A 13,172-nucleotide genomic window follows, 5' to 3' on the forward strand; every position below is an offset into this window, starting at 1 on the left:
CTAGGTTTGATGCAATCTCCCTTTAATGATAAATACAGGATAGAAAAGTAATTTAATTATGTCTATTACTTATACTTATTCTTTTTTTAATCTATATCGTTTCTTGTGATAGTAAAAGTCCAAATAAGGACATTTCCACAAATATTTTTTCCCATCAAAATATATTTTTCCAAAATCCTTGGTTTTTTCTAGAACAGCACTTTCAATACCATCTAAATATTTTAAATAAGTTAAAGACAGAATATTACTATTAATTTCTTCACCTTTTAATAAATATTTCTCATACATTTGATATCCAGCAATTTCATAAATTATAGAATCTTTTGAAATGCTTAAAGATATACTTTGCTCTTCTCTCCAATCTTTCGATTCTTTATTTATTACATGATATACCCCATACCACTTTTTGGGGATGATTGTACTTTTATTATATTTTTGCTTAATTTCATAAGAATATTCTTCGGGCTCATATTCTCTTAAATAATATGTGGGAGGAGGACAGTCATAAATAACTGTTGACAGTGGTAATTTACTCAATTTACCCATATCATTTAAACCATAAAGTTCACATAATTCAAAGGATTCTTTTTTTGTACTATTATTGTATTTTCCAATAGCTATGCCAGTTTTATTAATATTTCCAGATTTGTAATTAAATTGAGAATAATCAAAACCTTTTGGTATTTTTAAAGTATCAATTAATTCTTTATTTTTTCCTTTTTCTTTTTCAATAAATAGGTATCTTATTTTTTCCTTCCCATATTTTATGTCATTTTTTGAATCAATAAGGATTAATTCAGTAAAGGAAATATTATGTGTATTCGAAATATTTTCTTCATTCCATTGAATAAAATATTTGCATTTAGTATTTAGGAAACTTGAAATACTTTTAGACTTAATTTGAGTAATTCCTAACCCACTGTAATCATTATAAATTACGTCAGAAAAATTGACAATATTATTATAAGTTGAACCTAAAGTTATATGCTTTTTTTGAGATTGGCAAGAAATAAAATTAAATAAAGTTATGAAATATATTACAATTTTAATCTTTTGTCTGATCTTTTTTAGGAGCATTCCATTTAGTTTTATATCCATTTTCTGAGTATTTATAATTAACGGCAACATCTTGATCTTTTGTATTATAAGAATTTAGTTTAATAAATCTTGCAGGATTTGTCCTTTTAGTTTTACCTGTATTATATGCATTTTCAATAGTAGCTATTTCTAAATGTAAATGTGGGCTAGGAATATTTGTTGCAATACTTCCTGATACTCCAGTATAACCTATTATGTCTCCTGCTTTTACCATTTGATTATTTTTAACTAAAACTTTACTCAAGTGTAAATATATAAAGTATACAGTATCAGTCTCTTTAATATTAATTCCCATCTCTTCACCTTTATTAAATTCTAGTTTATAATTTACTTTTTTTTCTTGTTCCAATAAGTCTTTTACATTATTAATTTTAAGTCGAATAGCTTTTCCCGCTTGTGGGCCTGCAGCAGTATTTGTCACAATACCATCCAAACATGCATAAATCTTTGTTCCTTCAAATTCGTCTTTTATATATGGCAATGCGAATAAATCCAATCCCGAATGATATTTAGTATAACCTTTTCTAACATTTCCATAAGCTCCATTTACCGGTTTAATATTTCCATATGAATTGTATTTGGTTCTTCTAGGGTTATCAACCGGGTCATGCCATTTTATTATATTCTCTTTTTTAAAATCCTTTTCAACTTTGACACCGCAATTAAAAATAGTTGTTTTATTTATTTCACCTTTATCTATATACTTTTGAATTCCTTTTTTTATTTCTGCCTTTGTCACCATTCCATCGTTATTTCCATATTTTGGATTAGTATCAAAACCTTTATTAACTGGATACGCTTTTATTCTTTCGGAATAATATCTGTCTTTTTTATTAAGGCCTCTTCCATCTTTGCTAAAAACTACATGATTATCGGGTTTTCCCATTGATGCAGGAAATAATACCAGTAAATAAAAATCTACAAACTCTAATTTTTTATTCCTTTGTGGATAAAAATATTTTTTTACATAATCTAATTGTTCAAGAGCTGTCATTTTTTTTAACTTATCAACAGTAGTTCCAAATTCTTCTGCCGTTTTTTTCATGAATTGTATCAACCCAGTAGCAGAAGATTTAGGATTTTTGATAGATGGAGAAAAAGTTTCTCCTGTTTCCCAAGCCATGATTGCCATGAGATAATTTGCCATATTTAAATAATCACTAGGCCATAATTCTTTACAAATTTCCACAACTTTCTTTCTAAACTCACAACTTACTTTGGCTCCCCAAATTAAATCATATTCTTCACAAACGCATTTCTTATTTTTATTTACTTCAGGATCTCCGGTTGTAACCGGTCGGTTACCAGGGATGGGATCAATTTCTTGAGTTGAAGTATCTACTACGATGATTTCAGTTTTTTTAACAAGTTCTTTTTCTTTCAGCTTAACCTCTACATAAATTTCATGTTTTCCTTCAGTCAATTCCTCCTTATTAGTTCCTCCTTTTTTAAACCTCTCTTGGGTTAACAGTATATCCACTTCTTGAACGTCTCCCATCATCTGAACTGTATCGATTATTAACTCCTTTTTTTGTGATTGATCTTCTTCATATACAATATATTCTATGCTCTTTCCTTTCAGATATATGCCCTCAATTTTCAATTTCAGAGTTTCTTTGTAGGAGACTTGGGATTTATTTTCTGGAGAATATAAACTAACTCTCTGAATCTGGGGTTCATTAGAGGTGGTTTTTTTTATATACATATCTTTAAGCTTATTCCAACCTTCTTGTATGGCTATTTTCCCTTTATAAATTATGCTATCTTCCTTTTTTTTCTTTTCTTCATTAGGTAATTTTTTTGAACTTTCTTTTTCTACTTCTACTTCATTTTCATAAATATAAGGAGTGTTTTCTGAACCTTCCAATTGAGCACTTATCCAATAATTTTGTGTCTTACTAGAATTTATCAAAAGATTTAAATCATCTAACTTAAAAATTGTGGTAGCTGTTCCTTTGGTACTTACTTTTTCTGTGTTTTGTATAATGGGTATATAATTAGTTACACCTGCTTTTTCTTCCTTTTTTTGTAGGGCAAATTCTATTTTTTTTCCTACACAATTGGTAGTGTTAGCTACTACATAGATTGATTGTCCTAATTTAAGCTTGACATTGCGCGGCAAAGGTTTCTCTTTTTTTATATTATACAGGATAAGGGAAGTGATTGAGGGAGTTTGATTAGTAACTACTTTTATATTTAAAGCGCTGTCATTATCCAGCTCAGGATTATATAAATAACCGACTATTTTTATATCTTTCCCAATTGCTTGTTCATGAAAAGTAAATTCTCCGGTTTCTTTTTTAAGTTTTAGGGTATATCTTCCTTTTTCTTTATAATAAACTGCCCATTTTACATTAGCAGGATTTTTCATCTCTATTGGAGTTCCAGGATACCATCCCGTCACCCAATACTTCTCTTTTATTCCTGCTTGAGGTAAAGTATTTCCATTTATAGCTTTTACTCCTTTTTTACCGGTTTTTTTATTCGTGTATATTTGTTTTTCTTGTGGAATTCGAATTATTTGCCCTATTTTCAGATGGGCGATCTCGTATGTCCCATTATGTGTAATTTTTATTTCAGGGTTGGCTTGACGTATTTTATGCTGTTCTACATTATATTGCTTAGATAGCCCCCAAAGTGTCTCTCCCTTTTTTACTTTATGGTTGATGTAAGTATAATCTGGCATTTTAATTATTTTTTTCGAATGACAAGTTTATATATTTATTTCATCTAACTTTATTCAACCCAATCTTCTGTATCGTTGATTATCTCATTAATATCATTCAAGGGCATCAATTGTTGTAAAATTGTTTCATCAGATTTTACAAAATGAAAGGAATAAACATCTGTGACTTGTCCATGAAAAATAATACTTATACAACCACTGCCACCAATAGGACACTCTGCTTTACTGTTTTCCAATAATAAAGAGGAATTATTTTCTTCTATTTTTTGATTCGTTTTATAATCCTTCCAGCTGGAAACACTAACAGTACAAGTCTTTCCATTTTTCTTTGAACAACTTCCGAAAGAATTTTTTTCAAAGGTTTGACCCAGTTCTTGAGTAGTAGCGGCTAATTTTCTTTCTCCTTCATCATTTATATAAAGTAAAGTTTGAGTTTTTACTAAAAGTTTATCAGGTGTACTTCCAAAATTACATCGACAAACAGCTCCCTGGCATACAAAATGTTTTCTACTCATAATTCCAATATTTTCTATATATTAAATAACCGTGCCCAAAATCCTTTTTTCTTATCATTATATTTACGCCATTCGACCTCTTCACTATCTTTTTTTCGTTCGGGTATCAGGGTGGGTTGTTTTTCCTTTTTATTAATTTTAACACATTGGATTTCTGCCCTAAGTGAACATCCTTCCTTTTCAGCTATAACTACTTCTATTTTATTAATTAATTTAGATTTATTATCCAGCGTGTAAATACCGGTAAAAAGTTTAGGTAGCCCCTTATCCTGCACAAAAATCAAAATTGAATTATCTTTATCATCTATATTTTCAGAAGATTTAAAAACCGTAAATTTTTTTGTTCCTTCTCCCTTAATAAGGGAAGGGAATTCCCATTGTTCCTTTTCACTGGGAATAATATAGGTAGTGTATAATGGGATACAATATAAGGATAAAAACCAATCATTTCTTAATTTTTCTAGAACAAGCTTTGGACATTTTAAAACTTGATTAATATTTTCTACATAATTATTCAATGTCTGACCGGCATAATTTTCTTTTAATTTCTCTTTTACTTTCTGCCATTTTTTTAAAATAGATTCATAATCAAAAATCTGAATCGCTTCTCCTTTAAGATTTAATTCTAAAAGCAGAGGGCTAAAGATATTTCCTGCCAATGAAGATATTTGTTCTGATATTAGATCAGGCTCTACACCATTGATAAAGGTTTTGGTAAGCCTTTTAATACTAATTATAGGATTTTTTGACTCTATAGACAATTTTTCAAATTTTACTTCGATTGAGTATTCAAGTTTTGTTTTTCTATTATCTTTTTCAATATCCAGCAAAACTTCATATTCATGATTCAAGGAAGTAAAATTGGCATCTAAATGACGAGTTTTTAAATTATATGATGTAGGTGTAGAATTCATAAAAAGATATTGAATTATATTATAAATATAAAATATTTTATATTTCAAAGATAATTATTTTTAATTATTTTTAACAAATTGAATTTTATTTTTTTTCACATTGATGGATAGCAAGAAAAGTATTTTGTGCTACTATATAACCAATTTATGGGCTTATTACTAAGGAGTTGAATTAAAATATTTATAACAAAAAAAACAATGTAAGATTCAATTTTCGAATTGTAACCTATTTAAAGATTGTAAGCTCATTTCTAATTAGAATAGCATATTGATATTTGTAAAAATATTTAAATGCATTTTCAAGTAATATTTTTTAATCCTATAAAATTTCACTAAAATTGTAACCAATTGATAGTAATCGTATGAAAATAGTAAAATTTGGAGGATCATCTGTCGGTTCCGGTCAAAGTATACAAAATGTACTTAGTATTCTGCAGAACAAATATGCTTCAGGCGAAAAATTTATAGTAGTATCATCTGCCATGAGCGGAGTTACCAATATTTTAACAGAACTAGCCCAAATTGCCTCTGAAGGAAAGGATTTTAAAAAAGGTCTTATTGAAATTGAACAAAGACATTTTACGGTTATTAAAGAAATGATTACGGTTAAAAATCAAAATCCTGCATTTACTCAGATTAAGATTTTTATAAACGAGATCGAAGATCTTTTGCAAGGAGTCTATAGCTTGAGGGAACTCAGTCTTCAAAGCAAAGATCTTATTTTAAGTTATGGAGAAAAATGCTCCACTTTTTTATTGAGTCAAATAGCCAAACAATATTTTTCAGAAAGTATTTATGTAGATGCTTCACTCCTTATAAAAACAGACAGCAATTTTGGAAATGCCCGAGTACATACTCCCGTTACAGAACATTTATTGCAAGAGTTTTACAAAGAGCATTCACATCAAATCCTGTTTTTTACAGGTTTTATAGCCTCCAATGAAAACAATCGAATTACGACATTAGGAAGAGGAGGCAGTGATTATACGGCGGCCATAATAGCTGCCGCCTTAGATGCAGAAGAAATTGAGCTTTGGTCTGATGTAGACGGTATGTTAACCGCAGATCCTCGTGTCGTAAAAAAGGCTTTTTCATTATCTGAACTTTCCTATACGGAAGCTATGGAATTATCTTATTTTGGAGCGAAAGTTATCTATCCTCCAGCCATGATTCCGGCTTTTCGAAAAAAAATACCTATTGTATTGAAAAACACCTTTAATCCTTCTTTTAAAGGAACAAGGATTGAAGAACATACTCATAAAAATGCATACCCGATTCGGGGTATTTCTTCCATAGATGAAATCAGCCTGATCAATATTACAGGAAGCGGAATGATTGGCAAAATTGGCTTCAGCGGAAAACTTTTTTCTTTATTAGCACGCGAACATATTAATGTAATCCTTATTACTCAATCGTCTTCCGAACATAGTATTACATTTGCCATTGAGCCCAAGGATGTTCATAAAGCAAAACAGCTTTTCAACAGTGAATTTGAGTTGGAACTGGAAACCAATAAATTAAATCCGCCTACCATTGAAGAAAATTTATGTGTATTAGCCATAGTTGGCGAAAATATGAAACAAACCCCGGGGATATCGGGCAAGCTTTTCCAAGCTTTAGGACGTAATGGAATCAACATACATGCTATTGCACAAGGTTCATCCGAATACAATATTTCGGTAATAATAAAACGTAAAAATATATCTAAAGCTCTGAATGCTGTTCATGATGCGTTTTTCACTCAACTAACCAAAACACTTCATGTATTCAGTGTAGGAACAGGAAATATCGGGGCAACCTTGTTGCGACAAATCGATGCTCAAAGTGATTTTTTACGTGAAAACAATGGTATTGAAGTAAAGATAAACGGAATAGCTAATTCCAGAAAAATGATTATTGACGAAGAAGGCATTGATCTTACACAATGGCAAGAAAGAATAAATAAGGGAGAACCCTCTAATTTGGATGAATTTATCCAAAAAATTAAGTTGTTAAATCTTTCCAACTGTATTTTTGTCGATAATACTGCAAGTCCAATAACCGGAACGTATTACAAAGAACTTTTCGAATCTAATGTTTCGGTAGTTACCTGTAATAAAATAGCTAATTCTTCTTCATATAAAGATTATAAAGATTTAAAAGATACTGCCAGAAGAAGAGGCGTCGATTTCTTTTATGAAACGAATGTAGGAGCCGGATTGCCTATCATACGAACTTTAAAGGATTTAATGACCAGCGGGGACAGGATCATCAAAATTGAGGCTATTTTAAGCGGTACTATTTCTTATATATTTAACAATTTTAGAGGCAATACTTCTTTTTATGAGGTTGTTAAAAAAGCTCATGAATTAGGCTATACGGAACCGGATCCTCGAGAGGATTTGAGCGGAAAAGATTTTATGCGTAAAATGATGATTCTCGCACGTGATGCCGGATATCAAATTGAAGAAAAAGATGTTGAGTTAGGAGCTATCCTTCCTGAAAGCTGTTTCAAAGCTCCCTCGATTGATGACTTTTATGAAGAATTAAAAAAATCTGATTCTTATTTCAACGAGCTGAAAGAAAAGGCTGAAAATGAAAATAAAGTGTTACGATATATCGGAAAGTTGGAAGATGGAAAGGCTTCCGTAAATTTGGAATTCGTAGATGCTTCTCATCCTTTTTACAATTTAACGGGTAGTGATAATATTATCTCATTTACAACGGAACGATATAAATTTAATCCATTGGTAATAAAAGGTCCGGGAGCAGGTGCTGAAGTTACCGCAGCGGGGGTTTTTGCTGATCTTATTAATGTTGGAGCCAATTAATATTATATAAAATCTAGATATTTATTAGATTAGGTTGAAAACTATTTTTTTAATTTAGGTATAGATTTTATTATAAAAAAAGACATATAAAATTTTTAAATAAAAAGTACAATTTAATGGCATCGAAATATTTAAGAAAAGTATTAATTCTTATAGAATTATAAACTTGACACACATATTGTTTAAAATGTTAGTCTTTTGAAATCAAATATAATTAGCTTACATTTGTCTCACTAAAAATTGAACGTTTTCAAATTTCGATGAAAGAAAAAGATAGTGTGCATGTATTTGCTCCGGCGACTTCAGCTAATTTTATTTGTGGATATGATATTTTAGGATTAGCGTTGAATGAGCCGGGAGATGAAGTTTTTTTAAAACGCGTGGATGAACCCGGAATAAGAATTACTAAGATAACCGGAGATCAAGGGCTTTTACCTATCCATCCGGATAAGAATACGGTGAGTGCATGTGTAAAAATGATTCTCGATTTTTTGGGTAAAAAAAATTACGGAATTGAAATTGAACTTCATAAAAAAATGCCTATCGGTAGCGGTCTGGGCTCAAGTGCTGCAAGTACAATAGCGGGTTTGTTTGCTATTAACCAACTTTTAGGAGAACCATTATCTAAAAAAGAACTGTTGCCTTTTGCCTTAAAAGGTGAAGAACTGGCTTGCGGGCATGGACATGCCGATAATGTTGCCCCTTCATTAATGGGCGGGATAACTTTAATTAGAAGCTATCAACCATTGGAAGTAATTAACCTTCCCGTGCCTACGGAACTTTGTTGTTCCATTATTTTTCCTCATGTAGAGGTTCAGACTCGCGCAGCCAGACAAATTTTAAAGAATAAAGTTGAACTAAAAGACGCCGTTTCTCAATGGGGAAATATTGCTGGATTGATAACGGGCTTATTTACAGAGGATTACAACTTGCTGTCCAGAAGTTTACAAGACCAATTAATTGAACCTACCCGTTCCATTCTTATACCCGAATTTGAAGCCATGAGAAGAATTGCTATGGAATGCGGGGCCTTAGGTTTCGGTATTTCAGGTTCCGGACCTTCAGTAGTTGCTTTTACCAAAGGAATTGAAACAGCAAAAACAATTACTGCAAAACTTAAAGAACATCTTAAAAATCACGAAATAGAAAGCAATGGTTATTCCTCACCTATAAATTGTAAAGGAGCAACTGTGCTTTCATAATTCAGCCATATAATCTACTCTAACATGAAACTATACAGCACAAATAATAAAAATCTTTCTGTTTCTTTTAAAGAAGCCGTATTTACCAGCTTTCCTTCTGATAAAGGATTGTATATGCCTTGGCAAATCCCAAAATTATCGGAAAGTTTTATTCAGAATATAACGGATTATTCTTTTCCTGAAATGGCTTTAGAAATTGCCCATTCTTTTATTGGAGAAGATATCCCAAAAAAAGACTTGGAAAAAATTATAAAAGAAACGATTAGTTTTGATGCCCCATTGGTATCACTAGAAGAAAATTTGGCTGTATTGGAATTATTTCACGGTCCTTCGTTAGCATTTAAAGACTTCGGGGCTCGTTTTATGAGTCGACTTATGGCTTATTTATCCGACAAAAACGATAAAACGTTGGATATTCTGGTGGCTACTTCAGGAGATACAGGAGGTGCTGTCGCTTTAGGTTTTTTAGGGGTTGAAGGTACTCGGGTAACTATTTTATACCCGAAAGGTAAAATCAGTGAAATACAAAGAAAACAATTGACCACAAACGGTCAAAACATTAGAGCCTTGGAAGTAAATGGAACTTTTGATGACTGTCAGGCTTTAGTTAAAATGGCTTTTAATGATGCTGAACTTAATTCAAAATTACGATTAACTTCGGCTAATTCCATCAATATTTCAAGGTTATTGCCGCAAACATTCTATTACCTTTATGCTTATGCTCAAGCAGTCAAAAAGAATAAGAAAGATATAGTTTTTGTAGTTCCCAGTGGAAATTTTGGTAATGTTGGTGCCGGGTTACTAGCCTATAAATCAGGTCTCCCTGTAAAACATTTTGTTGCAGCTACTAATGTAAATGATACTGTTCCCGTTTATTTACAAAAAGGTACTTATGAGCCTAAACCATCCATACAAACTTTATCTAATGCCATGGATGTAGGAAATCCAAGTAATTGGGTACGAATTACCGATTTATTTAATGAAAGCTTAGATTCCTTGCGTAATCTTATATCTGCTTATTCATTTACCGATTCAGAAACGATGAACGGTATTAACGAATTATATGAAAAATACAACTATATCGCTTGTCCTCATACTGCAGTTGCTTATTTAGCTGCAAAGAAGTATAATCATCCACAAGATTTCACCATATTTTTATCTACTGCTCATCCTTGTAAATTTATGGATGTATATCCTGAAAACTTAAAAAATAAAATTATTATACCTGAACAAGTAAAAGAGTTGGATCATAAAATAAGTTCGGCTACGCCTCTTGAAAATAATTTTTCCGATTTGAAAACATTTTTAATGAATTCATAAATCGTAAAATATGTTGAATTCTTAAATGGAAGTGAGAACAGCACATTAAGGGAAAAATAAAAAGCGGTTACATTTTTTAAAAAATTCCTTATTATATTTGCATACAGAAATTTAACATAAATGATTTTATTACTATTTATAGTACCTTCTGTATCTATTTACTTTCTTTTTACTCTTCTATTTAAGTATATAGCATTACTATCCTTGTCGAATTCATTGTCAAAAAATAATAAATATACCCTAGTTAATCATGAAATATAAAAGAATACTTTTAAAGTTAAGTGGAGAAGCTTTAATGGGAAATCAACAATATGGAATAAGCTCCGAAATTCTTCAAAGTTACTCTAAACAGATAAAAGAAATTTCTGAAATGGGAGTAGAAATAGCAATTGTTATAGGAGGCGGAAACATATTCAGAGGAGTTGCGGGAGTTGCTACCGGTATTGACAGGGTACAAGGCGACTATATGGGAATGCTTGCCACGGTTATTAACGGAATGGCTTTACAAAGTTCTTTGGAGGCAATGGGAGTACATACCCGTTTGCAAACTTCCATAAAAATGGATCAAATAGCTGAACCTTTTATTAAGAGAAGAGCCGATAGGCATTTGGAAAAAGGAAGAGTTGTAATTTTTGGTGCAGGAACCGGAAACCCTTATTTTACTACTGATACAGCCGCTACATTAAAAGCTATTGAAATTAACGCAGAAGTTATCTTAAAAGGGACTCGAGTAGACGGTATTTATGATACAGACCCGGAAAAAAATAAAAATGCAGTAAAATTCAACAGTATTTCTTTTGATGAAGTTTATAAAAAAGGACTTAAAATTATGGATATGACTGCTTTTACGTTAAGTCAAGAAAATGCGCTTCCTATCATTGTATTTGATATGAACAAAGAAGGGAATTTAAGAAAAATTATTGAAGGTAAAGAAGTAGGAACTTTAGTTTCTATTTAATTAATTAATAGTTTATATTTGCAAGGCAACTTATCTGAAAATTATGGAAGAAATAAATTTAATTATAGATACGACTAAGGAAAGCATGGAATCCTCTCTAAAACATTTAGAGTCAGCTTTTAATAAAATACGAGCAGGGCGGGCTAACCCACTCATGCTACAAAACATTTTAGTGGAATATTATGGGACTCCTACTCCTTTATCTCAAGTTGCCAATATTTCCGTTCCCGATGGAATGACTCTAAGTATACAGCCTTGGGAAAAATCTACTTTGGGCGCTATTGAAAAAGCTATTTTTCAATCCAATTTAGGCTTTACTCCAAATAATAACGGGGAAAATATTATTATTAATATTCCTCCGTTAACAGAAGAAAGAAGAAAAGACTTAGTAAAACAAGCAAAAGCAGAATGCGAAAATTCTAAGGTTGGCATTCGAAAAGCCAGACAAGAAGCAAATGCCGATATAAAAAAGATAGAGAGTGCTTCAGAAGATGAAAAGAAAAATGGTGAAGAGCAAATACAATCGTTGACTGATAAATATGTTAAATTGGCAGAAGAACATCTTTCCGTTAAAGAGAAAGAGATCATGACAGTATAAGCCGTTCTTAACATACTTTTAAAATACCAATCGGTTTCTTTTTTTAAGAACCGATTTTTTTTATCTTTGAATCTTTATATGTCAAAAACTATAAGTGTCATCGGATTAGGTTTGATTGGAGGTTCTATAGCTCTGGATCTTAAAAAAAGCGGATTCGCTTCAAAAGTTATAGGGACCGATAAGTCTAAACTTCATGAAAAAGAAGCCTTGGAATTATCCATTGTTGATGAAATTATGCCCATGGACGAGGCAATACGTTCTTCCGAATTAACCATTCTATCCACTCCGGTCGATGTAAGCATTAAACTTCTACCTCATCTATTGGATATTCTCCCTGACGGTTCGGTACTTATGGATGTTGGAAGTACTAAATCTTCTTTGATTGAAAAAGTTAAAAATCATCCAAACAGAAAATCATTCGTCCCTTCTCATCCCATGGCAGGAACGGAATATAGCGGTCCATCTGCTGCCTTTCATGGATTATTTAAAGATCGGGCTGCTATCCTATGTAATTCCAATGAATCACATCAAAAAGCAGTTCATCTGGTTTCTCAAGTTTATTATCATTTGGGATCGCGACTTATTCTTATGGATGCGGAATCTCATGATGAACATGTGGGGTATGTTTCACATCTTTCTCATGCTATTTCCTATGCTTTAGCCGTTTCCGTTCTTGAAAAAGAAAAAGATGATGCTGCCATATTCAATTTAGCATCCGGAGGGTTTGCTTCTACTGTTCGACTGGCTAAAAGTTCCGTTGATATGTGGCTTCCTATTTTTGAACAAAATTCCAAATATATTTTACCTATTCTTACTACTTATTTGGAAAAGTTGACTGAATTTAAATCTTATTTGGAAAATGGAGAATCTGAACATTTATATGAATTCATTAAAGAAGCTAACCGAATAAAAAATAAGTTAGAGAAAAAATAATCGTTGAATTATTAGCTTCAGTTTCCTAAATTTTATTTTTTCAAAAACTTTTATTAAGTTAATAATTTCACAGCCAAAGACTAGTGAATGAAACAGTTAAATAACTAAAAATTATTAACAATTTTTTATTCCAGTCAG

At 31.4% G+C, this 13,172-nt stretch carries 10 protein-coding genes; 6 read left to right on the forward strand and 4 right to left on the reverse strand.

Features of this window, described 5'->3' with window-relative positions:
* Positions 1 to 75: 75 nt before the first annotated feature.
* Genes G8C43_RS05480 through G8C43_RS05495 form a run of 4 tightly spaced genes read right to left on the reverse strand, consistent with a single transcriptional unit; the run spans position 76 to position 5,213 of the window.
* On the reverse strand, positions 76 to 1,098 hold the full coding sequence (locus tag G8C43_RS05480; protein ID WP_166004654.1) for a hypothetical protein: 1,023 nt from the start codon (positions 1,096 to 1,098) through the stop codon (positions 76 to 78).
* Positions 1,046 to 3,784, reverse strand: coding sequence for a LysM peptidoglycan-binding domain-containing M23 family metallopeptidase (locus tag G8C43_RS05485; RefSeq protein ID WP_166004655.1), 2,739 nt, complete (start codon positions 3,782 to 3,784; stop codon positions 1,046 to 1,048). The genes G8C43_RS05480 and G8C43_RS05485 overlap by 53 nt, the downstream gene beginning before the upstream one ends.
* 50 nt (positions 3,785 to 3,834) lie before the next feature.
* On the reverse strand, positions 3,835 to 4,299 hold the full coding sequence (locus G8C43_RS05490; protein WP_166004656.1) for a DUF4280 domain-containing protein: 465 nt from the start codon (positions 4,297 to 4,299) through the stop codon (positions 3,835 to 3,837).
* Between the two features lie 14 nt (positions 4,300 to 4,313).
* Positions 4,314 to 5,213, reverse strand: coding sequence for a hypothetical protein (locus G8C43_RS05495; RefSeq protein ID WP_166004657.1), 900 nt, complete (start codon positions 5,211 to 5,213; stop codon positions 4,314 to 4,316).
* A 362-nt stretch (positions 5,214 to 5,575) separates the two neighbouring features.
* Here G8C43_RS05495 and thrA point away from each other — a divergent pair, with 362 nt between their 5' ends.
* The 6 genes from thrA to G8C43_RS05525 all read left to right on the forward strand — a co-directional run bounded on the left by thrA (position 5,576) and on the right by G8C43_RS05525 (position 13,034).
* The gene (gene thrA, locus G8C43_RS05500; RefSeq protein WP_166004658.1) at positions 5,576 to 8,023 is read left to right on the forward strand and encodes a bifunctional aspartate kinase/homoserine dehydrogenase I; all 2,448 of its coding nucleotides are present in this window, start codon (positions 5,576 to 5,578) and stop codon (positions 8,021 to 8,023) included.
* Positions 8,024 to 8,283: 260 nt separating this feature from the next.
* The gene (locus G8C43_RS05505) at positions 8,284 to 9,225 is read left to right on the forward strand and encodes a homoserine kinase (RefSeq protein ID WP_166004659.1); all 942 of its coding nucleotides are present in this window, start codon (positions 8,284 to 8,286) and stop codon (positions 9,223 to 9,225) included.
* Between the two features lie 24 nt (positions 9,226 to 9,249).
* The gene (gene thrC / locus G8C43_RS05510; protein ID WP_166004660.1) at positions 9,250 to 10,545 is read left to right on the forward strand and encodes a threonine synthase; all 1,296 of its coding nucleotides are present in this window, start codon (positions 9,250 to 9,252) and stop codon (positions 10,543 to 10,545) included.
* Positions 10,546 to 10,795: 250 nt separating this feature from the next.
* Positions 10,796 to 11,503, forward strand: coding sequence for a UMP kinase (gene pyrH, locus G8C43_RS05515; protein WP_105296761.1), 708 nt, complete (start codon positions 10,796 to 10,798; stop codon positions 11,501 to 11,503).
* Between the two features lie 43 nt (positions 11,504 to 11,546).
* On the forward strand, positions 11,547 to 12,101 hold the full coding sequence (gene frr / locus G8C43_RS05520) for a ribosome recycling factor (protein ID WP_160541719.1): 555 nt from the start codon (positions 11,547 to 11,549) through the stop codon (positions 12,099 to 12,101).
* 78 nt (positions 12,102 to 12,179) lie between these two features.
* Complete coding sequence (locus G8C43_RS05525; protein ID WP_166004661.1) at positions 12,180 to 13,034, forward strand: prephenate dehydrogenase; 855 nt, start codon at positions 12,180 to 12,182, stop codon at positions 13,032 to 13,034.
* Positions 13,035 to 13,172 lie beyond the last annotated feature (138 nt).

Source organism: Apibacter sp. B2966, assembly GCF_011082485.1.
GTDB lineage: Bacteria > Bacteroidota > Bacteroidia > Flavobacteriales > Weeksellaceae > Apibacter.